The 26,593-nt window shown below is 41.0% G+C and carries 15 protein-coding genes; all 15 read left to right on the top strand.

The genetic code is table 11. The features are described 5' to 3' along the window. Positions 1-89 precede the first annotated feature (89 nt). The 15 genes from BLP52_RS01025 (at position 90) to BLP52_RS00955 (ending at position 26,550) form a co-directional block, all read left to right on the top strand. Positions 90-845, top strand: coding sequence for an RAD55 family ATPase (locus tag BLP52_RS01025; RefSeq protein ID WP_091707922.1), 756 nt, complete (start codon positions 90-92; stop codon positions 843-845). 239 nt (positions 846-1,084) lie between these two features. Further along, the gene (locus tag BLP52_RS01020) at positions 1,085-2,311 is read left to right on the top strand and encodes a translation initiation factor IF-2 subunit gamma (protein ID WP_091707920.1); all 1,227 of its coding nucleotides are present in this window, start codon (positions 1,085-1,087) and stop codon (positions 2,309-2,311) included. Next, positions 2,308-2,676: a type II toxin-antitoxin system VapC family toxin gene (locus BLP52_RS01015; RefSeq protein WP_091707918.1), complete on the top strand. Its 369-nt coding sequence runs from the start codon at positions 2,308-2,310 to the stop codon at positions 2,674-2,676. The genes BLP52_RS01020 and BLP52_RS01015 overlap by 4 nt, the downstream gene beginning before the upstream one ends. A 59-nt stretch (positions 2,677-2,735) precedes the next feature. Then, positions 2,736-3,302 (top strand): DNA-directed RNA polymerase, encoded by a 567-nt coding sequence (locus BLP52_RS01010; RefSeq protein ID WP_091707916.1) that lies wholly within the window; start codon positions 2,736-2,738, stop codon positions 3,300-3,302. 20 nt (positions 3,303-3,322) lie between these two features. Continuing rightward, a complete protein-coding gene (spt4, locus tag BLP52_RS01005) occupies positions 3,323-3,508 on the top strand; it encodes a transcription elongation factor subunit Spt4 (RefSeq protein WP_091707914.1) in 186 nt (61 codons plus the stop codon). Then, positions 3,509-4,102 carry a GTP-dependent dephospho-CoA kinase family protein gene (locus tag BLP52_RS01000; protein ID WP_091707912.1) on the top strand — a complete coding sequence of 198 codons (594 nt, stop codon included), beginning with the start codon at positions 3,509-3,511 and terminating at the stop codon, positions 4,100-4,102. Further along, complete coding sequence (locus BLP52_RS00995) at positions 4,083-4,394, top strand: 30S ribosomal protein S24e (RefSeq protein WP_091707910.1); 312 nt, start codon at positions 4,083-4,085, stop codon at positions 4,392-4,394. Before BLP52_RS01000 ends, BLP52_RS00995 begins: the two co-directional genes overlap by 20 nt. Positions 4,395-4,396: 2 nt before the next feature. Further along, positions 4,397-4,546: a 30S ribosomal protein S27ae gene (locus tag BLP52_RS00990; protein ID WP_091707909.1), complete on the top strand. Its 150-nt coding sequence runs from the start codon at positions 4,397-4,399 to the stop codon at positions 4,544-4,546. A 418-nt stretch (positions 4,547-4,964) separates the two neighbouring features. Next, positions 4,965-5,639 carry a DUF2162 domain-containing protein gene (locus tag BLP52_RS00985; protein ID WP_091707907.1) on the top strand — a complete coding sequence of 225 codons (675 nt, stop codon included), beginning with the start codon at positions 4,965-4,967 and terminating at the stop codon, positions 5,637-5,639. 2 nt (positions 5,640-5,641) lie between these two features. Continuing rightward, complete coding sequence (locus BLP52_RS00980) at positions 5,642-6,265, top strand: MotA/TolQ/ExbB proton channel family protein (RefSeq protein WP_091707906.1); 624 nt, start codon at positions 5,642-5,644, stop codon at positions 6,263-6,265. Beyond that, complete coding sequence (locus BLP52_RS00975; RefSeq protein ID WP_091707904.1) at positions 6,262-6,642, top strand: DUF2149 domain-containing protein; 381 nt, start codon at positions 6,262-6,264, stop codon at positions 6,640-6,642. The genes BLP52_RS00980 and BLP52_RS00975 overlap by 4 nt, the downstream gene beginning before the upstream one ends. 151 nt (positions 6,643-6,793) lie before the next feature. Continuing rightward, complete coding sequence (gene cobN / locus BLP52_RS00970) at positions 6,794-11,722, top strand: cobaltochelatase subunit CobN (protein ID WP_091707902.1); 4,929 nt, start codon at positions 6,794-6,796, stop codon at positions 11,720-11,722. Positions 11,723-11,862: 140 nt separating this feature from the next. Further along, positions 11,863-16,995: a cobaltochelatase subunit CobN gene (locus BLP52_RS00965; RefSeq protein WP_091707900.1), complete on the top strand. Its 5,133-nt coding sequence runs from the start codon at positions 11,863-11,865 to the stop codon at positions 16,993-16,995. A gap of 327 nt (positions 16,996-17,322) precedes the next feature. Further along, the gene (locus BLP52_RS00960; protein WP_238380672.1) at positions 17,323-21,633 is read left to right on the top strand and encodes a cobaltochelatase subunit CobN; all 4,311 of its coding nucleotides are present in this window, start codon (positions 17,323-17,325) and stop codon (positions 21,631-21,633) included. Between the two features lie 213 nt (positions 21,634-21,846). Then, entirely contained in the window at positions 21,847-26,550 is a 4,704-nt protein-coding gene (locus tag BLP52_RS00955; protein WP_162272915.1) for a PGF-pre-PGF domain-containing protein, read from the top strand. The last annotated feature ends 43 nt before the right edge of the window (positions 26,551-26,593 follow it).

Genomic DNA, 26,593 nt, shown 5'->3' with positions numbered 1-26,593 from the left:
ACTTATTTCTATTTATTGTTCTTGTAAATAATAATGTACAAAAAGTAATAAAAGTTCTTTTATATAATTACTTGTATAATACTAATTACATGCAGATTAACAGAGTTCCTACGGGGATACAAGAACTGGACGAAATACTTGAAGGAGGCTATCCTTCACAACAGGGTATTCTGGTAAGTGGTCCTCCGGGCTCCGGAAAAAGTATTCTTGCAACCCATTTCCTTTATAGGTCATGTCAGGATGGAAAAAAATGCGTACTTATGCTTACCCAGGTCAACGTGGAAAGTTTTCTTGAGCAAGCCCAGAGCATTGGAATAGATTTCAGTTCATGTATAGAAAAAGGAACTCTGCAAATAAACAAATCCTTTGAGACCAGAACTAATAAGATCTACAATGCTGCAAGACATGGCAGCGGAATAGGATTTCTGGAAAAGGACTGTGTGCAGAGTGTTCAGGATATTCCTGATGACACAGAAATTGTGGTTATTGATAATCTGGACATGCTTTCTCTTTATCATGATATGGAAGAATTTGCGGATAAGTTCTTTACTATAAATGATATCCTTTTTGATAAGAAATGTACAACTCTTTTTTTGATCGGCCAGGAAGAAAGCGGACAGAAACTTGCCATCGCGCAGCACACTTCTTTTGGTAACATTGAACTGAGTGTTATCAGGGATAGCGTGACAGGCAGGGGAATGAGGCAAATGTATATTCCCAAAATGAGATGTACTTATCTTACGCTGGAGCCTCTTAATTACAAAATAAGTAATCAGGGTATTAAGATCGAGAAGATCTTCCAGAGGGATGAGATAATTAACGATGCCATGAGATCAATAATATGATGCCTTGGTCAGTATTCTTCTTTTCATTACTGGTTATAGTAGTAAATTATATACATTATTAAAAGAATAAGGCATGGTTTGCCATACCAACAGGTATTTGCATTTTCTGGTCTGTTCGAAATCATTTAAATATGATTAATCGAATGATAGACCACAAATCTAAACAGGTAATCCGTTAAAACTTATACTGAAATCATTACACTTTTAGAATATTGCCCAACCGGGAGGGAAATCAAAAATTGAGTCAACCTTGTGTTAATATCGGCATGGTAGGACATGTCGACCATGGAAAAACCACACTTGTCAGCGCGCTGTCAGGAGTATGGACAGATACACATAGCGAAGAGATGAAGCGTGGAATATCTATCAGACTGGGCTATGCAGACACTACTTTCAGAAAGTGTCCAAATTGTCCGGAACCTCAGTGTTATACTGTAGAGAAGACCTGCCCAGGATGTGGAGAAGCATCCGAAGAGCTCAGGACCGTATCCTTTGTAGATGCTCCGGGTCACGAAACACTGATGGCTACCATGCTGTCCGGTGCAGCTATCATGGACGGTGCTATTCTTGTTATTGCGGCAAATGAAACATGCCCACAGCCACAGACAAAGGAACATCTGATGGCACTGAACATTATTGGGATCAAGAACATTGTGATCGTCCAGAACAAGATCGATCTTGTACCAAAGGAAAAGGTCATTGAACACTACCATCAGATCAAGGAATTCGTGAAGGGAACTGTTGCTGAGGATGCACCTATCGTGCCAATATCCGCACAGCAGAACATAAATGTCGATGCTCTGATCATGACAATGGAAGAGGTGATCCCAACACCAGTCCACAAGATAGACAAACCACCTCACATGCTTATTGCAAGATCATTTGATATTAACAAGCCAGGAACACCGATCAAGAAGATCACAGGTGGTGTTATCGGCGGCACACTTACAGAAGGAGTACTTCGCCCCGGTGATGAACTTGAAGTCAAGCCAGGAAGAAAAGTTGAGAGTGATGGTATGACCAGGTGGGAACCAATTGTCACCAAGGTCTCCATGATCGTTGCCGGAAAGGAAAATGTTGAAGAGGCAACACCTGGAGGACTGCTTGCAGTCGGTACTACTCTTGATCCGACACTCACGAAGAGTGATTCACTTACAGGACAGGTAGCAGGTCTTCCCGGAACTTTGCCGCCAACACGCGATGACCTCAAACTCGAGTTACACCTGCTTGAGAGAGTTGTAGGTGTTTCCGATGAGGAAGTTATCGGACCTATAAAGACCAGTGAACCACTGATGCTGAATGTAGGTACAGCAACTACCGTTGGTGTTGTCACCAGTGCACGTAAGGACATTGCAGAAGTCAAGTTGAAAAGACCAGTCTGTGCAGAAAACGATTCCATGGTTGCTATAAGCAGACGTGTGGGATCACGCTGGAGACTTATCGGTGTAGGAGTTATCAAGGATTGAAGGTAATTATTGATACCAACGCATTAATGATACCTGTCCAGTTCAAAGTCGATATATTTGAAGAGCTGAAACGACTTGGATTTGATATTCATCTCGTTCCCACAGCTGTCATTACTGAACTGGACAACCTGATCAAAAATCTCAAAGGACAGGACAGGATTGCAGCGAAGGTTGCAAGATCAATGGCAGAGAGGTGTGAGACCGTCCGTGCCGAGGGGCATGCTGACGATATTATTCTGGAACTTGCCATGGACCTTGAAGCAGCTGTACTGACCAATGATACAGGACTCAGAAGAAGACTTGAAGAAAAGAATATCCCGGTGATCTGTCTGCGTCAGAAGAACAGGCTTGAGATCGTATCATAGATCAGTTTAAAATCATATAAGTTGTTATATAATTATACAGGATTATTGGAGTTTTTCATATGTATAAAAAGATGAAGCTTGCCGATACTATTCGTGTTGCGCCCGATCTTTTAGGCAAGGATGTTAACGAGAATGTCAAGAATGCTCTGAAGCACAAACTGGAGGGCAGAATAGACAAGGAAATTGGTGCTATCGTTGCCATCACACAGATCAATGAGATTGGTGAAGGTCATATCCTTGTAGGTGACGGTGCGGTATATTACGATGTAAATTTTGATGCGATCGTCTTTGTGCCAACTATCCAGGAAGTCATTGAGGGAGAAGTTGTCGAGACAGTTGACTTTGGTGCTTTTGTAAGTATCGGGGCTATGGATGGACTCCTGCACGTAAGTCAGGTTACTGATGATTTCATGTCATATGATGGAAAGAACGGCAGACTTGTCAGCAAGAATGGTGGCAGGGCACTTTCAGAAGGTGACAAGGTCAGGGCACGTATCGTTGCTGTGAGCATCAATGAGAGAGAACCAAGGGAAAGTAAGATAGGACTGACAATGCGTCAGCATTCCTTGGGTAAGTTCGAATGGTTGGAAGATGCCAGAAGGCCTTCCGCTGATAAAGAAGAGTGAACAAAACCGGAGTGCTTTAGATGAGTGAACAGGTTTGTAGGGAATGTCACAGGATCATTAATGGTCAGACATGTCCCATTTGCGGTTCAAGCAATCTCAGTGCTGACTGGAGCGGTATGGTAATTATCATCGATCCGGAACGCTCGGAAATTGCAAAGAAAATAGATGTGAGGGTGCCGGACAAATATGCATTGAAGGTGCGCTAATTGGGCCTTCAGCTAACTTTGCCCGATACACTACGTCCTCGTTTTCGGGAAATATTCGGACGTCTTTACAGAGGTAAGGGCGCTGATACAATTGAAAAACTTTCCGTGGATCTTGGTAGTCCCACAAAACTTATATCCGTGGGTGATGTTACTACCTTCCACTTGCTCAATCATGGAATAATTCCGGACATCCTTGTAGTGGATGACCGAACAAAACGCGGTCCGGCATCTGATCGGGTCGTGGTGGGTACCAAGCATAAAGGGTTCACCGAAATATCCGTTGACAATCCAGCAGGGGTCATAACCGAAGATTTGATAGATGCGGTAGGAAATGCGCTAAAATCAGATGAAAATGTCAGGATATTTGTGCGCGGCGAGGAGGACCTTGCGGCTGTACCTGCAATTCTTATGGCACCGGAAGGTTCAGCTGTTCTTTACGGACAGCCGGATGAAGGTGTCGTACTTGTCAAGATAACATCAGATAAGAAGGAACAAATGGAAGATCTGTTGTCGGCAATACTTGGCGGACAGACCTTCAACAATCAGGATATAGAAACTATTCGGAGGAAACTGAATGGATATCAAAATCATTAAAGAGAAAAATAATGCACTCCTTAACAGGCGTGAATTAAACCTTGCGGTTACATTCGATGGCGCAACACCATCAAGGAACGATGTTAGAGCTAAAATCGCAGCTATGCTCAATGCACCATTGGAACTTGTCATTGTACAGAAGATGAACAATGAGTTCGGTAAGCAGGAAGTTGAGTCATATGTAAAGATATATGAAGATGCAGCTCGCATGAAGCAGGTCGAGGAAGCATATGTTCTTGAAAGGAACAAACTCCCTGAGCCAGAAGCAGCTGAAGAGACCGCAGAGGAATAATCATGGCAGCAAAAGACTTCTATAAAGTAAACGGCGATTCCATCGAGCGCACACACCAGTCCTGCCCACGCTGTGGTGAGGGAGTTTTCCTCGCAGAGCACAAGGACAGACGTGCATGCGGCAAGTGCGGATACACCGAGTTCAAGAAATAATCTTTTCTCTGCAACCCAATGGGTTGCCTTTTTTGTTTTTAGTTTTATGATGCTTTTTTCATAGCTGTAAGCTTGTTGTTGTAATTGTTATTCATAATTTTGATGTATAATATCTTGAATAGTAGGTAAAGCAATTTTTATAACTACTTCTTTAATTGGTCTGCATTAATTTGTTTTATTGATATTATACGTTATTCTCAAACACATCAGGAATTTTTGTATCTCCTGCTATTCTTTTTTCATAGGAGTAATCCGAAAGGTTTAATAAGAGGTACATTGTTTGCATATATTAGTCTTTGAACAAACAATAATTATCTCAAAGTTAAGTTGCATAATCGTGTAGTGTACATAATTTATTGAATAAAATATGGTAATTAGTTATTAGTTGATACATACAATCAGTTTATAGGGGGATATTATGAGTTACGTATATGCTGCCGTAATCGGCATACTGATAGGCATCTTTATCTTCGGGCTAAAGACCGGGGTTGGATGTGGCTTTTCAACTGTAAAGAAAAAAGATGTATTGATACTTGCAAGTGGTTATTTTCTTATCTCCATCATACTTGGAAGCCTTGTGGAAATGGTAGACCAGTCCTATCTTGAAAAGATAGCAAATCTTGGAATGACATTACACGTTTTCATTGCACTGCTTCTTATCACTGCAGGCGTCTACACGCAGAAAAAATGGAACTGTGGGCATGATGTCTCTAAAAAGACCTTCCTTGTGATATCAGTTCCCTGTCCTGTATGTCTCACAGCTCTTTTTGTATCATGCATGATACTGGCCTCAACCCTGGAAATGAGTGGCTGGAAGGTTGGGATCATAGTAGGACTTGTTTTCTTCATTTCAGTAATATCATCAACATTCATCTTCAGGAAAATGAAACGCACACCTGAGGATCTTGGAACCGCAATGATGTTCCTCGGGCTTTTCTATCTACTCGGAGCAATGATAGTTCCCGCTTACATCAAAGCAAAGAAACTCAGCATGGAATTCAGTACAGGCGGAGATTTCGAGATAGTTCCTCTGTTGATATTATCAATATTCATAATTGGAGGCTATGCGCTCAATAGCATAAGAGGTCAATAAAAATGGATGCTACTTCTTCGTTGTTTGGTATATTATACACATTTTCAGCATCATTGCTGTACCCGGTAATTATCATTCTCATATTGCTTGTGGTATTTTCTCTGATGCTCATAGGGGAATTCCTTTCGGAATATGCAAAAAGACATAGAGATATCGAAAATCTTGAACTTTGCTGCAATGATGTCAGGGAACAGGTGGGTTCTCGGCAATTCGATAAGGCAGCAAAATCCCTTCGCAACATTAAACAGAACTATATGGTCATGAGCTTTGCAGAATCTGCAGCTGGCCATCTGGAAAAGAACATGTTACCTGCCATTGAATGGCTTTCTCAGGAATATGAGATAAGAATGGCAAAAAGACTGGAACAGACCAGGATCGTTGCAACGATCTCACCAATGCTTGGTCTTATGGGGACACTTATTCCGCTGGGCCCAGCGCTTATTGGTCTTTCACAAGGTGATATTGTCCAGCTTGCAAACAATCTTATGATAGCTTTTGCGACAACCGTTATCGGACTTTTCGCAGGAACCATCGGTTATGTTCTTACCCAGGTAAGAAAAAGATGGTACTGGCAGGACATGGCTGATATAGATTATATCCTTGACACACTGGAGGTTGAAGAGTGAAAGGGAGAAGAAGGTACAGGCGAACAGGGCTCATAAATAATGAGGATGAACAGAACCCCTTAACCGGGGTTGCCAACCTTTTTGATATTGCCATGGTTTTTTCAGTTGCATTACTCGTAGCACTTGTTATGTCCTACCAGATGCCTGAGCTTCTAAATCCTACAGAGGATATTACTCTTGTGAAAAACCCAGGGCAGAAGGATATGCAGATTATCATTAAGGAAGAAGGCAAACCCCTTGAGGTACTGAACATGACAGAACAGATTGGCGGTGGACAGGGTGAAGCATTGGGAACTGCCTACAAACTTGCGGATGGAAGAGTTGTTTACGTACCTGAAGATGAAGAGAAGAAGGTCGAGAATAGTACTTCCGGTTAATTTTTTTCGAACAATTAAACAAGTTGATTTGTTTTAACTCAATTTTGATTTATATTGGGGTTGGTGGATAGGAACATGAAAAGACGGTGGAGCATTTCGGCACAGCCTGCAAGCAAAGTAGCCGAAATGCTGCACGTTATCGAGGGATAACATGCAAAAAGAAGTAATAATAACATTATTCATAAGTGTATTGTTGTTACTATCGCTAACAACAACAGCATTGTCAGAAGAAAATGACTACTATCTGGTTGCTAATACGACCAGTGATGCGGATGGTAATTTTGTATTTGAGGATATTCCTCAAGGAAATTATACAATAATTGCTATTAATGAAACACTCAAAAGTGGAAACATTATTTACTACAATAAGGAACTTGACATAAGCGTAAATGAAACTGATATTTTTAATTTTAATGTATCACTCGACAGTGGTGGCGATGTCGACCATGATGAAGTGGAGTCTCTTTTAGCTTCAGAACTAAAGACTTCATCAATATCAGGAAGAACCTATTATTATTCATCAGGAATGGGTAAAGAATATTCTAAAATATGTACAATAGCATTGCTTTATGCTGATGAATATGTAGTTGCAAATACAACAACTGATGCAAACGGTAACTTCACACTTGAAGGTATTCCTGAAGGAAATTACACAATAGTGGCTATTAATGAAACACTCAAAAGTGGAAGCATTATTTACTACAATAAGGAACTTGACATAAGCGTAAATGAAACTGATATTTTTAATTTTAATGTATCACTCGACAGTGGTGGCGATGTCGACCATGATGAAGTGGAGTTTCTTTTAACCTCAAAATCAAAGATATCATCAATATCAGGAAGAACTTATTATTATTCATCAGGAATGGGTAAGGAATATTCTAAAATATGTTCAGTTCTCCTTACAAAAAGAGAGTCAACTGAAGAGCCCTCAAATGCTCCTCATTTGAATGTATCTATAATCACAGGTTATTCTTCATATGAGGAAGAACTTGCAAATTTTACAGAGAGAATTAATTCAAATTCAGAGTTGAACATAACCGTAAGTTCGTATATCACCACTAACCTGCCAGATAATATAAGTCTAAGTGATACGGATATCATCTATATTGTGATGGTTACTCAGAGTGCATCAGAATTTGAAGCTGCCGTTCAGGAAGCCATCGATAATGGTGCATTGGTGATTGGTTCAAATACATATTTGCCTGAAAGTAATTATACAATTCCCGCAGATGAAGACGAATCAAGTTTTAAAGAACTTCTGTCTGATTACTGGTCAGGGACTTCATTTGATAACACTAATTTAGACAATTTAATATTTTACTTGGCTCAGGAGTATTATGGTCGTTCGGATTTAACTGTAGAAGATCCCACTGGTTTATTGAGGGCTATTTATCATCCATCAATGAATGGAACCCTTGTTGAATATTTTACAAACGATGCTGATGAATACTTTAGCTGGTACACTAATCGATCAGAAGGACATGCTTTTGATATAACTGCACCGACAGTAGGTATTACTTTTTATGGCTCATACTATCCTGATGACATGGATCCTATCGACAAACTCATAGAAGGGTTTGAGGACAAAGGAGCAAATGTGATTGCATGCTATGCTAATTCTGCTAATAATATAGATGATTACTTCAATCATAGTACTGAAACAAAGGTTGACACAGTAGTATCATTCAATTATCGTGGTAACTATTTTGACCTTGAGGAACTTGGTGTTCCTGTCATAAACGCTGTTCTCAATGGATACATGAACACCAGCGAATGGATAGAATCCAGCACACCTTTGCCAGAGACAAATATGCTCAGGATATATGGTCCTGAAACAGATGGTCTCATAGATCCGATTATGATTGGTGCGCTGGAGACTTTTGTAGAAGGCAACAACACCGTTGAGAAATACATCGGTCACGATGAACAGATAGAATGGCTAATCGACCGTGCCATTGCACAGGCAGACCTTGGAACTGAAGATGAGTCTGACAAGAAAGTAGTCATACTTTACTACAATCACGGTGGTGGAAAAGACAACATAGGTGCTTCCTATCTTGAAGTCATGCCAAGTATTGTGAACCTGCTTGAAGGTATGGCAGACGAAGGTTATGATATCAACAGCAGTCTGATACCCAACAAGACAGAGCTTGTAGACCTTATCACATACCAGGGAAGGAATGTTGGTACATGGGCACCGGGAGAACTTGAAGCACTTGTTGAAACTGGCGAAGTTGAGCTTATTCCTGAAAGCACCTATCTTTCATGGTTCAATGAACTTCCTGAAGAGAGAAGAGAGGAAGTAATTGACACATGGGGTGAAGCTCCCGGGGAAATAATGGTTTACACGGATGAAAACGGTGATAAGTTTATCGTAATTCCTAAGATCAATATAAGTGACAATGTGATACTTGCACCACAGCCAACAAGAGGATGGTTGCAGGATAATGAGATACTCTACCATGATACAGAACTTCCGCCACATCACCAGTACATCGCATTCTATCTCTGGTTGCAACATGAGTTCGATGCCGATGTCATGGTGAACATGGGAAGACACGGAACCGTGGAATGGCTTCCCGGAAAGGACTTCTGTCTCCTGAGTGACGAATGGCCTGCCCTTATGGTTGGAGACATACCTGTCATCTACCCATACGTAATGGACGGAATGGGTGAAGGTATGCAGGCAAAACGCAGGGGCAATGCCATTATTATTGATCATCTGATCCCACCTGTTGTATCTGCCGGTCTTTACGGAAATTACAGCAGTCTTAGTAGTGACATCACTTCTTGTCAGACACTGAGCACTGAAAATGAAGAATTGAAACAGTCATATCTGCAGAGTATAGTGAACCTGACACTTGATCTCGGACTTGATGAACAGGTCAACATGAGTCTTGCAGAGGATGAAGATACTATCGATGAATTCCTTGAAGAGCTGGATGATATACTTACTGAACTGAAGAGCCAGTCCATGCCTTACGGTCTTCACGTTCTTGGTGAAGCACCTGAAGGAGAGGTTCTTGTAGGAATGGTCAACTCCATGCTTGGAGATGATTTCACAGACCTTGTTGCAGTTTACAACAGTTCTGATGATGCACCAACAGACCTGCTTTCACTGGTGTTGTTGGATAATATGTCTACAACCGAAGCCCAGATGCAGATACTTGGAATTTCTGATGTGGATGCGGATATGGATTCACAGCTCAATATTTCCATTAATTATGCTGAGTTACTTGGCGAAGCTGACAACGAAGTTCAACAGGTACTGAATGCAATGGATGGTGAATATATCCGTGCAAACCTTGGTGGTGACCCGGTACTTCGTTCCGAGACACTCCCATCAGGCAGCAATTTCTATGCATTCGATGAACAGCTCATACCTACTGAAGAAGCATGGGAACAGGGTACGGCACTTGTTGACGAGTGGCTTGCAGAATATTATGCTGAAAACGGTGAGTATCCAACTAAGGTAGGATACATCCTCTGGGCAGGAGAATCAACACGTCACCAGGGCGTAATGGAATCCCAGTTACTCTACATGATGGGAATCAAGCCGGTATGGAATGCTGACAACAGCGAAGTTGAAGATGTAGAAGTAATCAATTCATCAGAACTTGGAAGACCACGTATCGATGTACTTGTACAGATATCCGGTCTTTACAGGGATACATTCCCGATGAAGGTAAAGCTCATCGATAAGGCAGTGAGGCTTGCCTATGAACAGGGAGAAACTGATGTATATGACAACTATGTGACCCAGAACACCGATGTAATTCAGGAGCTTCTCAACGAAACAATACAGGATGGCAACCTTTCACTTGATGTCGCACAGTTCAGGGTATTCGGTCCGGCTGATGGTGCCTATGGTACTGGTATGGCAAATGCCGTTGATTCAAGTGACACATGGAATGATACCAGTGTACTTGCAGAACTCTATGTCAGCAAGATGAGCTATGTCTACGGAGAAAAGATCTGGGGACAGACTATAGCCGATTACATAGAGCAGCAGACAGGTCGTGCAGTTGATATCGATAATTATGTGGTCTTTGAGAATAACCTTAACGGAACTGCAGCAATATTCCACAGCAGAAGTTCCAGTACATATGGTTGCCTTGATACTGATGACTTCTACCAGTACATGGGTGGATTGTACAATGCTATCAAATACATCACTGGTAATGAGGTTGAAACATATGTGGTAAACCTGCAGGACCTTAATGATGCGGAGATACAAACACTTCAGACATATCTTGCTAACGAATTATATGCAAGATACCTGAATCCATCATGGATAGCAGGAATGCAGCTAAGTGGTTTTGAAGGTGCACGTGAAATGTCAGAATTCCTTGAGAATCTCTGGGGATGGGAAGCACTGAGTCCTAATCTCATCGGTGATGATGTCTGGAACAGTGTGTATGATACCTATATGAGTAATGCAGAGCTCAGCAGCTGGATGCAGAAAAATAACCCCTACGCGTATCAGTCCATGCTTGCAAGGATGACTGAAACTATAAGAAAAGAAAGTTGGGATGCTTCAGATGAGACTCTTAATGATCTGGTATCCCGGCAGATAAAGTCAGTCAATGAGAATGGTGCTACATGCTGCCACCACACTTGTGGAAATATTTTGAATCAGGAATTTATAACTGGAATTGCACAGGCACTTGTGGATGCAGGAGAACTTACTCAGGCTGAACTTGACAGATATCTGGAAATTATGAAAGAAGCTACTACTTCCAGTATTGTGGTAAAAGACACGTCTGTAAGTACTCCTACTTCTTCTGATTCACTCAACTCTGTCCAAAGAGCAATGGCCTCTCAGGCAGCAGCCAACCAGAGTTCAACATCCAAATCAGGAGGAGCTGGAATAAATACAGTGCAACCTCTGGAGGAAGGCTCAAAGTCCACTCCGGATGACTATGTAGAAGGCTATGAAATGACTCCGTCGAGTGTTTCTGATGCCACCTCACCTAACAGTCCACCGATCTCAGGTTCTGATGTTCTTGCAATGGGATTTGTAGCTGTATTAGTTGGTTCGATCTATATTGGATTCTGGAAGAGGAGGAAGATATGAAAACGTTTTAGGTGCCTTTTGCGCCTATTTTTACAATTGTGAAATAATGACCAGGGTATAGGACTAGATAAAATTAAGACACTCCCAAAAAGCCGCCAAGCAAGAATTGGGAGTGTCATCACACGTTATCGGGGGATAACATGCAAATAAAAATAAAATCGATATTGGTATTAAGTATATTGTTGATGGCAGCACTAACAGGTGTTGCTGCAGCGGAAGACGAAAAAATAAACATAACTTACATTGCATATAAGCCAAGTGACGCACTTGAAATTGCAAGCCAGACAAATCCATATAGTGATCTCATAGATTACACTTACATTAATTACTATGATTCTTCTAAAGACCCATGTGTAAATGATGATGTGATAGAAGCTGCACAAAATGGTTTCTTTGAAACACAGGACGTTGTATTCTGTAGTATGGTTTCCGGTGATGCCTATAAACTTATCAATGATTCGCTAAAGTCTGCGCATGACTCCGGAACTTCACTGTTGAGCATCAAGACAAAAATTCCAACAGTACCTACTTATTTTGATTACAGGGTATATTATGAAGATTCAAATAATATTGATGCAAATGATACGATAGCTGTTTATTTCAACAACCTGGATACTTCAGGTAAGGGACTTGAGAACGCTGAGAACCTACTGATCTATCTTGCAAAGGAATATGGTAATCATTCAGAGATTACAGACAGTTGGGGTACTTCAAACAGAAACTATGAAGAATTCCTGTTCATCCTTGGTACGGACTTCAACAAAGATGCACTCATTACCGCCGCTTCAACAGAAGATATCGACCTACAGCTCAATACAACTGTCCTTTCTACAGATGAAGTTCCCGATGATTTCAACTTCTCAAACTATGGCGTCATCTTCATTGAATCACAGGAAGAGGATCTGGTAAATGACACCTGGAGAATCAGCATCAATGCTGCACGTGGTGCAGGTGCAAATGTTATTGGATATAATCTTTCTGAGAATATCACTCTGACAAATGTGGATATGTATTCAGATGAATATACCGACATCGAAAGGTTCTGGATACAGGGCAGCGAGACCAACATGGAAAATATGCTCAAGGAAATGGGGCAGAAATTCACTGGATTATGGACAACAGAGACCTTCACACCGGAGATAATCCAGCCAAAGATGAATGTGACCTATATCATAAATCGTGATACCAGTGCTTATTACCTGAATCGAATACTGGATGAAAGGAAAATAATCACAGACCGATTCAATGTTAATGTCATGAATGGTGAAGAGGCCATTAATAGTACTATTGATATTTCGAATGAAGATGTAATTATTCTTTACATGGTTGGAGCAAACGAGCTTCCACTGATAAAAGATGATCTTCTTGAGGCACAGGCCAACGGAGCACAGATCGGTACTTTCGGAATGCTCGCAGATATCTACGGTATCGCAACTTTTGATATGTCAAGTGAGCAATATTCAATACTTACTGATTATCTATATAATGATGGTTACGACAATATGGAGAACTGGATCCGCAGGGTCGGAGCTATGTTTGGTAATGTTTACATAGAATCTGCAGACCCGGCAGAACCAGAGATTCCAACAGATGGCATCTATCATCCGGATGCATTCCCAAGAATATTCTCAGACAGTACGGAATATCTGGAATGGTATGCAGATCACGGTTACAATGAATCAGCACCTACTATCGGAATAATAGGGGGCAAATTTGGTCAGACCGAAATTGAGTTCAACTCCGAGAATGCACTTATCAGGTGTCTTGAATCAAAAGGATGCAATGTTATTTACACAACATATACAGTGTGTACTGATGATGTTGACTACTTCCTCAAAGATGGAGATGTACTGGTGGATTCCATCATTTCTGTGAAAGGATTCTATCTAAACTATGGTAGTCAGGAAGAAGGTGTAGAGTATCTCCGGGAAACTTACAACGTTCCGGTTTTGAAGGCTGTGCAGGACTACTATCAGACAACAGATGATTACATCAACAGCACCAAGGGACTGAGTGTTAGTTGTATACCATGGCAGGTAACACAAGCAGAAATTGATGGTCTTACTGATTACATCTGGATTGCCGGAAGGGAACAGGATGAAGAAACGGAGCAGTATTACTACGAACCTCTGGATTACCAGATCGAATGGATCTGTGACAGGGCCATTGCATGGGCAGAACTTGGCGAGATGTCAAATTCTGACAAGAAGGTAAGCATCATTTATTACAACCACGAAGGTGGTAAGAACAACATTGGTGCCAGCTACATGGATATTGGTTCAAGTTTCACACTGCTTCTGGAGAGTATGAGATCAGCCGGATATGATGTTGGAAATGATACAATTCCAAATGGAAGCGAGTTCATTGATCTGTTCATAACCAGCAGGAATGTTGGAACATGGGCACCCGGAGAACTGGAAAAAGTTGTTGAAAGCGGTCATGTTACACTACTTCCTGTGGATGATTATCTTGTATGGTACAATGAACTTCCAGAGAGTGTACGTGAAGAGGTTGAAGATACATGGGGTGAAGCTCCTGGAAATATCATGACCTATGAAAATGAAAGCGGTGAGTACTTTGTCATACCAACGATCCAGCTTGGTAACATCAATTTCATTCCACAGCCAACAAGGGCAGGTCTTTCTGATGAGTCACTCATTTATCACAATGACTCCATTCCACCAACACACCAGTACCTTGCAACATACTTCTGGATCAACAATGGTTATGATGCAGATGCCATCATTCATTTCGGTACACATGGTACTCAGGAATGGTTGCCTGGTAATGAAGTGGGACTGTGGAGATATGATTATCCATCCATCATGGTTGCAGAAACTCCTGTTGTCTATCCGTACATCATGGATAATGTTGGTGAAGGTACACAGGCAAAGCGTCGTGGTAATGCAGTAATTATTGACCACCTGACACCTCCGATAGTTGAAGCCGGACTTTATGGTGACCTTGCGACACTGCATGATAAGATCCATAACTATCATGATGCAAAGGACGACAGTGATACCGTTATGATGGAGCTTTACAGGAACAGTACCATACAACTCTATGATAACCTAAGTCTTGGTGAAGATCTTGGGGTTTCAACTGAAGAATTATCTGTCATGACAGATGATGAGTTTGAGACGTTCCTGGATAGTGTACTCCATGAATATCTGCATGAATTACAGTCTGAGCTGATGCCTTATGGATTGCATATCTTTGGTGTTGCACCTGAGGATTTCAAACTTGTATCAATGGTCAAGTCAATGCTTGGTGATGATTTCACAGATCATATCTATGATATTCTTCCAAAGACTAGTGGAAGCCAGGAAGAATGGGAAGAAGAGGCAAGTATTGATGCCACATTGTTATTGAATGCAACATTGCTTGATGAAGTAAATGTCTCTACTGCACAGATAGAGTTGTTTGGTGATAACTACACAACCATCACAGCAGATCTTGAACTTGCATTAGAATATGCTGATAATCTGGAACAGACAACCCGTGAGATCAGTCAGACTTTGCGTGCTCTTAATTCCCAATACATTGAACCGGCACCAGGAAACGATCCGATCCGCAACCCAGGTGCGTTACCAACTGGAAACAACTTCTATAGTTTTGACCAGAGAATGATCCCTGATGAGGAAACAGAAGCACAAGGACGTGAAGTGATAAAAGCATGGCTTGATTCATATTACACAGAGAATGGCGAATATCCGACCAAGGTGTCATTTGTTCTGTGGTCTGTTGAAACAATGCGTCACGAAGGTCTCATGGAAGCTCAGATATACGAACTTCTGGGTGTAAAACCAAAGAGAACTTCAGGCAGGCTTAATGGGGAGTTTGAAGTAATTTCTACTGAAGAACTTGGCCATCCAAGAATTGATGTTCTTCTTGTGCCTTCCGGACTCTACCGTGATACATTCCCATTCCAGCTTGAACTAATGGATAATGCGGTTCGTACGGTTGCTGATCTCAATGAGACCAATCAGACAAATTACGTGAGAATGAATTCACTTGCAATTGAAGATGCTATGCTTGAACTGGGTTACAATGAAAGCATTGCACACTACATTTCAAGAGCAAGGATATTCAGTGAAGCCCAAGGAACATACGGTACCGGTGTAACATCTGCAGTAGAAGCAAGTGATACATGGGAGAATTCATCCGAGATTGCTGATCTGTTCATTTCCAGAATGTCAAATATTTATGGATCGGATGTGTGGGGCGACAATTATGAGGATGTGTTCAAGCTCAATCTTGTCGATGTGGATGCAGCTATACACAGTGATTCATCAAACCTCTATGGTCTGATCGACAATGATGATTTCTATCAGTATCTTGGTGGACTTGGTCTGGCTATAAGGTCACTTGGTGGAACTGACGTTTCATTGTTTGTTGCAGACTTTACAAGCGTGGATAATCCTGAAGTCATTACTCTTCAAGAAGCCTTCAGTAAAGAGCTTACTGCCAGATATCTTAATCCAAGCTGGTTGAACGGTATGATGGAGTATGATTATGCTGGTGCCAGGGAGATGATGAAAGCAGTTGAGTATATGTGGGGCTGGGAAGCAACAACTCCTGATCTGGTTTCCGATTCGGACTGGAACAAGATATATGACACACTTATCCGGGATTCACAGAATATAGGTGTTGATGACTTCCTGAAAGAGAACGCATATCAATATCAGTCTGTAACTGCCAGAATGATCGAAACTATCAGGAAAGGTGGCTGGACAACTTCAGATGATACCTTGAATAATCTTGTCAATGAATATGTCAGATCGGTGGTTGAAAATGGTGTTACCTGTTGTCACCACACATGTGGTAATGCACAACTCGCTGACTTCGTAGCCGGACAAATGCAGGCAGCAGGACTCACTCCTGAAATGCAGCAAGCATACAATAAATTGATGTATGAGGCTACCCTGAGGGACGAGTTTGTGACACAACAGCAACCTGATACCAGTTCAATAACAGCAAGGGACGACTCTCTGAACTCTGTCCAAAGAGCTATGGCTGCCGGTGCATCAAACCAGACTATGATATCCGAGACAGGAGGAGCAGGAACGGATTATGATACACCAGTGCAGGATTCAGGAAAATCAACTCCTGATAATTATATCGAAGGCTACGAGATGACACAGGAAACGGTAACCAATACCGATAGTACGAACAGTCCTTCATTCTCAAGTTCGGATGTTTTTGCATCAATATTTGTTGTAGGAGCTGTTGGAGCTATGTATCTGGGATTCTGGAAGAGAAGGAAATTCTGAAGTATTGGTTTTGGTACTTTTCTTGTAAAAGTGCCATTCTTTTTTTTTTGCTAATTCAAAACGAAACTTTTATATGAGTTCCATGTGTTAGTTTTAAAACTCATAAGTATTAATTTATATATTACTATCAATACCTTTGAGTTAATATATAATACGATTTAATATACGGTGGTTCGGAAAAATAATACACTGATTTACCTGTTGGTACAGGATTTTATTGATAAATAGATGAAATCATGTTTCAACAGATTTTGTGAATTCGATTTAGATCCGAACATGATGAAATTATGGAGTTTTCGCCTGTTCAGGAATATTTCGGGGGATAATATGAAAGTAAAAATAAGATCCATATTATTGGCAAGTATACTGTTGTTATTATCATTAACAACAATTGCAGTGGCAGATGAAAATCATGTGAATGTCACTCTCATCACCTATGATGATGCAGAAGTGATCGATTATGCTAAAAATGCAAATGTGTATAGTGAAAGTATAAATGTTCAATATTTTACAACAAAGAATAACCTGAGTGCTATTGATCTTAGCAATCAGGATGTAATATTCACCTACATGCTATGGGGTTCTAAATATGCAGAGTTCTCTGATGAAATGGAGAAGGCTAATGCCAGCGGGACTACTCTTGTGAATATTGCAAGTTATATTGATACCTCTATCTATGATTATGACTTCAGTGGTGGTGAACCCTACGGAAGTGACGATGAAAAATACTTCTTCAATATGGGAATGAAGGAAGAGTTTCTGAGATCGAATGCTGAAAATTTCATAATATATCTTGCAAAAAATTATGGTAACCATCCTTCACTTACAGATAGCTGGGCATGTGAAGCACCAGTAATACTTCCCCAGGGTCTTTATCACCCGGATGCAGATGCTTACTGGTTTGATACTACAGCTGAATATCTGGACTGGTACCAGAACCAATCAAATGGCGAACATTATACATACGATCCTTCTAAACCCAGTGTTGGAATATGGTTCCATAAATCTGATTACAAAGACGGTAACACACAAGTTGTCAACGCCCTGATATATGATCTTGAAAGCAAGGGTTGTAATGTTATAGCTGGTTTTGACACATTCCTAAATGTAAGTGGCTACTATTGTGATGAAAACGGGGAACCATTGGTTCAGTGTATGATATCTCTCAAGAGCTTTGGAATGGATGTAAGCATGTATGAGGGATATGGCCTAACTGAGCTGACAGATCTAGATGTTCCTGTTCTGAAAGGTATGGTTGCAGATTCGGATTCAGGAGATCCTGCAGATGCTAACAGGGGAATCTCTAATGAAGAAGCTGTAAGGAAAACAGTCAGTCCGAACATTGACGGTATCTTTGAATATATTGTACTTGGACAAAGTAAACAGATAGAATATGGTGTCTATGAGTATAAGCCAAATGCTGCACAGATAGATTGGATGACCAACCGTGCCATCAAATGGACCGAACTCAAGCGCAAGGACAATGCAGACAAAAAAGTTGGTATTATCTATTACAACTATCCATCAGGTAAGGACAATGTAGGAGCAAGTTACCTGGATACCATGTCCAGTATGATGAACCTGCTTAACAGGATGAATGAAAGTGATTACATTCTGAGTAATGTTCCGGAGAACAAAACAGTTCTTCAGGAAATGATCATGGAGCAGGGAATAAATGCAGGTTCCTGGGCACCAGGAGTTCTTGAAGAAATGGTGAACAATCGAACTGAGTGGGGAATTCAACTCATACCAATGGATGAGTATAAAGAATGGTTTGAAACTGAGCTCCCACAAAACCTCAGGGATGATGTAATAAATGAGTGGGGAGAACCCTGGGCAGATGATTTCCCGGAAGATAAAAAACTTATGATGTGGGAAAATGAAACCGGCAAATATATTGTAATCCCGGCGGTCCAGTGTGGAAATGTATGGCTCATGCCACAGCCGGCACGTGGTTCTACTCAGAATGATAACGTGCTGTACCACAGCTCCGTTGTTCCTCCTACACACCAGTACATTGCATTCTATCTCTGGCTTAACAAAGACTGGGATCCTGATGCAATTATCCATCTTGGTACCCACGGTACACACGAATGGCTTCCTGGACTTGCATATGGTATGAACAGGACAGCAGACTGGGCACCACTTCTTTTGCAGGATCTGCCAAACATTTATCCATATATCGTAGCCAACGTAGGCGAAGGACTAACAGCAGAATACCGTGGAAACGCTTTGATCATAGACCACCTTACACCAACTCTTGAACGCGGAGGTCTTCATGGTGATATGGCTGATATTGCAGCAAATATCCAGGTTTACTATGACCCTGCAATAACAGATGAGGTCAGGAACGGTTACAGAGAAACAATACTTGATCAGATGATAGAACTCAATTTGGATAATGATCTCGATGTGAATGAAAGCATGGTTGAGACCTACAGGAATAACGATACTCTGTTCCAGGTTTTTGTAAAGAATGTACTCCACGAATATCTGGAAGAGATCTCTGAGGAGAACATACCATATGGTTTCCATATACTAGGAGAAGTTCCACCGATGAATGCAAGTGGTCCGGTGGATGACCAGATGTCTGTAATGGTAAGGTCAATGCTTGGAAGCAGCTTTGAAACTCAGGTATCCAGCACTTTCTATTCAGATACAAATGAGTACCCTCTTGGAATACCATTCAACGATACAAAGATCGACTGGCTTGTATGGGAAGTTGTTACCAACAACACTGTTCCTTCACAGGCACAGGATATGATATATGGATATAATGATTCATCAATTACTTCTTTGCTTGAAAATGGGATCATACATAGGGATAACCTTCTTGTATCAGCTACTGAGCTTGATCGGGTACTTGATGCTTTAAGTGCAGGCTTTATCCCACCAGGACCTGGAAGAGACCCGATACAGAATACTGATTCTGTACCAACAGGTCGCAATTTCTATGGAGTAGATTCAAGACTTTATCCATCACCAACAACATGGGATCTTGGCTCCAGACTTGCGGAGGATCTGCTGGTGGATTACTATGATAAATATGGAGAATATCCACAGAAAGTATCATTTTCAAGGTTCGGTGTGGAATTCATAAGAGATCACGGAACCCTTGAAGCTGAGATGTTATACCTACTTGGAGTAAAACCAGTATGGGACGATACTTCCAAACAGGTAATCGGTCTTACATTAATGAACGAGTCAGAGCTTGCACCAAGTTATGGTGAATATCCAGGAAGACCTCGTATTGATGTCGTCTATGCAACCGCAGGAATGAGAGATGCATTCCCTGACAAGATAAAGATGATAGATGAGGCTGTAAGACTTGCAAACACTGCTCCGGCTGGAAACTATAGCAACTATGTTAACGAGAGTACACTCTCAATCAGACAGGCATTGATTGAAGCCGGTTATGATAATGAGACTGCTGACCAAGTTTCAACAATGCGTTGCTTTGCTGTAATGGATGGAACTTATGAGATAGGTATTTCCAATGCAATAGAAGCAAGTGGTACATGGGATGACGAGGCCCAGATAGGAGAACTTTATCTTAGTAAGATGGGATTTGCCTATGGAACAGAACTCTGGGGTCAGCAGTGTTCGGATCTTCTCAGACAGAACCTTATGAATGTTGATGCTTCAGTGCATTCAGATTCATCCAACCTCTACGATACACTGGACAATGATGATTTCTTCCAGTACTTCGGAGGTCTCAACCTTGCAACCAGATATGTATCCGGCAAGACACCGGAGATGTATGTTTCAGATACAAGGGATTCTGCTAATAGTGGAATGGTTACCATGGAAAAGTATCTGACTACGAACCTGCGTTCCAGATATCTCAACGATAAATGGATAGAAGGTATGATGGCATCTGATTATGCCGGTGCAAGAATGATGTCTGAATTTGTGGACAATCTATGGGGATGGGAAGTATCTAACCCGGATCTTGTTGATGATAGTATGTGGGAAACCGTGTATAACACATACATAAACGATGAAATGAGGGAGTTCTTCAATGCAAACAACCCTGGTGCTTATCAGTCAATGACCGGTAGGATGCTGGAAGCTTATCGTAAAGGCTATGTTGAGTTCTCAGACGATATTGTCAACAACCTTGTGAATGAATATATGGAATCGGTCGCGGATAATGGGGCAACATGCTGCCACCATACATGTGGTAATCCGTTGCTGGATGAGTTCGTTCAGGGTAACATGGCAGCAGCGGGAGTCAGTCAACAGGTAATAGATGCATACAAATCGAAGATGTTCGATGCAACGCAAAGAAATGAATTCCAGACTCAGCAACAGCCTGACACAAGTTCAGCAAAAGTTAAAGATGATTCATTAAACTCTGTCCAAAGAGCTATGGTATCAGGGTCCAGATCATCGAACCAGAGCACGATGACAGATTCTGGGGGAGCTGGTCTTGATGCTGATACACCAGTTCAGGATTCTACAAAGTCCACTCCTGATAACTATGTTGAAGGTTATGAGATGACAAATGAGGCAACTGTAACTACATCCACCGATAGTGGATTTACAGCTACAAGTTCGGATATAATAGCTTCTGTATTTGTTCTAGGTACAGTAGGGGTTGTGTACATAGGATTCTGGAAAAGAAGAAAATTCTGAAGACTTCTGGTGCTTTTTAAGAAGCGCCTAAATTTTATTTTTACACTTATGCAATGTCGCACGGTGTTTATATATTATATATAAATATACTACTTTTTACATATTCATTGTATTTTATATACAAGTTTGTTTGAATATATTTATCAATTACATACTATGGTGAATATTTCTTCTATTGTTTTTATACCCAGCACAAAAACAGGAAATGAATACATGACGGATAGGAAAAAAATTGCATTCATCTTCATAATTTTATTGTTTTTTATACCTCTTGTTTCGGCAAACAATGACAACATAATCTTTCTGAAAGCGGGCCACATAGATACGGATCTGGAAACGGGTGCTAATGTCACTGAGCCTGATGTGATGGCTGTCAATATAAATAGTGAAGTTGCGGATAGTTCTTACACATATTATCTTGTTCAGTTTGATGGTATCGTGCAGCCTGAGTGGAAAGATACGGTGGAAACAACCGGTGCTGAGATTTTTGATTATGTTCCTGATAATACTTTTGTGCTGAAGATGAATGAAACCGTAAAGTCCCAGGTCGAGTCTCTTGAATTTGTACGCTGGGTTGGGGAATATTTACCTGAATATAAGTATGATCTCAGTCTGGAAACAGATGAGAATCAAATGTCGATAAATGAAATTCAGATTGAAACTATAATATTAAATGTATTTCTTTTTGAATCCCAAAACGCCGGGGAAATTGCCAAAGCTATTAATGATATCAACGGTGATGTCATCAGTCGTTCTGACAGAATATTAACTATTGTTCTACCAAAAAACCAGTTTCAATCTCTTGCATCAATAAAAGGTATTTCCTGGATCGAGGAATACTCAGAAGTTGTTCTTTTTAATGATGTTGCAGCGGGAATATTGAATGTAGATGCAGTACACAATGACATTGAGCTTAATGGGAGCGGGCAAATAATTGCTGTGTGTGATACCGGACTTGACACTGGTGTAGATGATAGTTCAATGCACCCCGATTTTTCAGGCAGGATCATAGATATAATTGATTTTTCAGGTGATGGTGCAGCCGATAACGCAGATGCTTGGAACAATGGTGGACATGGTACTCATGTTACAGGTTCCGTACTGGGAAACGGGTCAATGTCTGAAGGTCAGTACAAGGGAATGGCGCCAGAGGCAGAGTTAGTTTTTGAAGCAGTTCAAAAAACAGATGGCACTATGGTAATCAGTTCTACAAACCTTGAATCTATTTTTCAGGATGCATATGCTCAAGGTGCAAGGATACATACCAATAGCTGGGGCTATACCTCAAATCTGGGTGATTATACTTCTATTTCAAGAATGGTGGATGAGTTCATGTGGCAACATCCTGACATGCTAATATTGTTCTCAGCAGGAAATTTAGGAACTGATTCTGACAAAGATGGTGTGGTTGATATTAATTCGACATCGCCTCCGGCAACTTCAAAGAACTGCATTGCAGTAGGTGCATCAGAGAATTACAGGCCTGAGATTATTAACTACACTTACGGTAATTCTTTTGCGCTTCCTATATCTGAGGATACAAAAGCAGACAATATTGATGGTATAGCTGCTTTTAGCAGCAGAGGCCCTACGGATGATGGAAGAATAAAACCCGACCTTGTAGCTCCGGGTACATTCATAGCTTCTACAAGGTCCAGTTATATTAGCTGGTATGAATGGGGACTGATCGATGATAATTATGCATACATGGGTGGTACAAGTATGGCAGCACCACTGGTTGCAGGTTCTGCTGCTCTTGTCAGAGAGTACTACACTGAAATGGAAAGTGTAGCAACTCCGAGTGCTGCCCTTATTAAAGCTACTCTCATTAATGGTGCAATCGATATGACTCCGGGACAGTATGGTGAAGGTACTGATCAAGAAATAACAGGAAGACCTGATAATTCCCAGGGTTGGGGACGTGTCGATGTTGCGAATTCAATAATGGCAGACTATCCAGAAGTGACAGCATATTATGATGGAGAATCTTTGAGTACCGGTAATTCATGGACTCATACTTATGATTATATTGAAAGTGGTAAACCTTTAAGGGCAACTCTTGTATGGACCGATTATCCTGCTTCTGCAAGCGCAAGTAAGTCACTGGTAAATGATCTTGACTTCACCATTGCAGATTCTTCAGATACTTATTATGGCAATGATGGTTCCGGTCCGGATCGCATCAACAATGTTGAAGGAATAGAACTGAGTAGTGTGTCGGATGATGATTATACTTTTACTGTTGACGGTCACAGCGTTAGCATGGGTGGGACACAACCATTCGCACTTGTAGCTTCGTTCACCTGTGACAACAATGAATTCCCTGCTCCCGGCACACAGGCTGACAGCAAGAACATTGCAGTTTCTACCGATGTTGTCCATCCGCAGGGAGTTGATTATGATTCTATCGTCATGAAAATAAATAATTCTCCTGTATCATTTACTTCCACTCCAATAACAGGTGGGTACAGTATTATATACAACAGTGCCTCCTCCTATCAAACAGGTGAGTACAATGTATCTGTAACAGCCAGTACAGAAACCGGACAGGAGTTCTCCTATTCATGGAATTTCACAGTTGATGCGGAGACATCTAACACTGCTCCTGTCCTCTTACCTATTGGAAATAAGACTGTCAGTGAATCCTATCCTCTGGTAATTGAGCTATCGGCAACAGATGCTGATAATGACACACTTACTTTTGGCACAAATGCAAGTTTTGGTGTTCTTAGTGGCGATACTTTCACCTGGAATCCAGGTTATAGTGATGCTGGAACTTATGATATTGAATTCAATGTAACCGACAACACGGATGTTGATTCGGAAATTATTACAATAAATGTAATAAACCTTGATAGGAGACCTGAACTTGAAACAATTGGCAGCAAGACCGTGAATGAGAATTCAACTCTCAGCTTTACTATTTCAGCAACAGATGCTGACAATGATACAGTAAGTTATTCTGCAAATGGATTACCTGATAATGCTACCCTTGATACGGGCAGCGGGGAATTCCGCTGGAATCCACAATATGATGAAGCAGGAACTTATAATGTAGAGTTTATTGCATCAGCTAACGGGCTTAGTGATTCTGAAACAATAGTAATAACCGTTTTGAATGTGGACAGAGGTCCAGTTCTTTCAGCTATAGGAAACAAAGAAGTTAATGAAAACAATTTATTGAGTTTTATTGTTTCTGCTGCGGATCCCGATGGACCGGCTACAATAACCTATTCCGCAAATAATATGCCTGAAGGAGCAACATTTGATTCAAATACAGGTGAATTTTCATGGACTCCATTGTACAATCAGTCAGGTATCTATGATGTAGAATTCATTGCAATCTCAAATGGACTTACAGATTCTCAGAATGTAAGCATCACAGTAAATAATGTCGATAGAGCACCGGTACTTGGTTCAATTGGAAGTAAATCGGTTAGTGAGAACCAAACTCTTAATTTTAATATATCTGCAACAGATCTTGACGGAGATTCAGTAATATATTCAGCAAATGGCCTGCCTCAGGATGCTATTTTCGATACATCAAGCGGCGAGTTTGTCTGGACATCCGGTTATGGAACATCAGGAAACTACAATGTTGAGTTCATAGCATCAGCTAATGGTCTTCAAGATTCAGAAACCATCACAATCACAGTTCTTAACGTTGACAGGCCTGTGCAACTTGATCCTGTTGATGATGTCATAGTAAATGAAACTGAAATTATTGATTTCATAGTCACCGGAAGTGATCCTGACGGAGATAAGGTAACCTATTCGGTATCTGCTCTTCCAGGTAATTCCACTTTTGATTCTGAATCCGGTAATTTCCATTGGGTGACTGGTTATAATGATTCAGGAAACTACTACATTAATTTTACAGCCATTGCAAATGGTCTAATTGATTATGAAAATGTCAGCATAAGAGTAGTTAATGTAAACGCTCCTCCGCAGTTTAATACTATATCAGCACAAACTGTTCTGGTAAATGAGGACCTCCGGTTCACTTTGAATGCAACTGATATTGACAATGATAATCTGACTTATTCAGCTGACAGTATACCTGAAGGTGCAGAGTTCAATGCTACAAACCTTTTATTCAACTGGACTCCGATGCAGAACCAGACTGGAAATTATTATGCTAATTTCACAGTTACTGACAGCCACTATTATGATAATCTCAACGTTTCAATCACAGTGACCAATACCACAGTAAGTGCAGTTACTACAAGCTCTGCTGCCGGTGGCGGCGGAGGAGGAGGCGGTGGTGGTGGTACCACAGAGGAATTCGAGAACATAGCAGTCAAGGATGTCAGTTCCATGTTTGTTGGAAATGATATGGATGTTGTATTCGAGTTCAGAAATGCAGCCAGTGATATCCGCTATGTTGAATATAGGTCACTGAAGAACGCAGGGAGCATATCAGTAACAGTCGAGGTTCTGGTGGATAAATCGGCGCTTGTTGATTCTCTTCCGTCTGGAATTGTTTACAGGAACATCAATATCTGGGTAGGAAAGACCGGCTATGCTATTGAGGAGAACATAGCAAATCCTGTGATAGGTTTCAGGGTTGACAGAAACTGGATAGAGAATAATAATATTGATCCGGATTCCATAGTCCTTAACAGATATAACGGAGGCTGGAGTAAACTTTCAACCAGACAGACCGATTCAGATGCCAACTATCTGTACTTCGAGGCCACAACTCCGGGATTCTCACCGTTTGCTATTACAGGTGAAACACAGGTTATTGAGAGTAGTCTTAATTCGGTAGATTCTCAATTCTCACCGGATGACAGTGAACCGGTGTCAAATCTTACGGCAGAACAAACTAAACCGGAAAATACCTTGAATGCAGTTTCAGGCCTGATATCGTTCCTGATACTTACTTTTGTCTGCTTCCTACATAGGAAGCAGTAATTTTTCTTTTTCTATGTTCTCAACTATCCTCTCAATATAACTA

Source organism: Methanolobus vulcani (genome assembly GCF_900100715.1).
Lineage (GTDB): Archaea > Halobacteriota > Methanosarcinia > Methanosarcinales > Methanosarcinaceae > Methanolobus > Methanolobus vulcani.
This window is presented reverse-complemented; position numbering and strand designations above follow the sequence as displayed.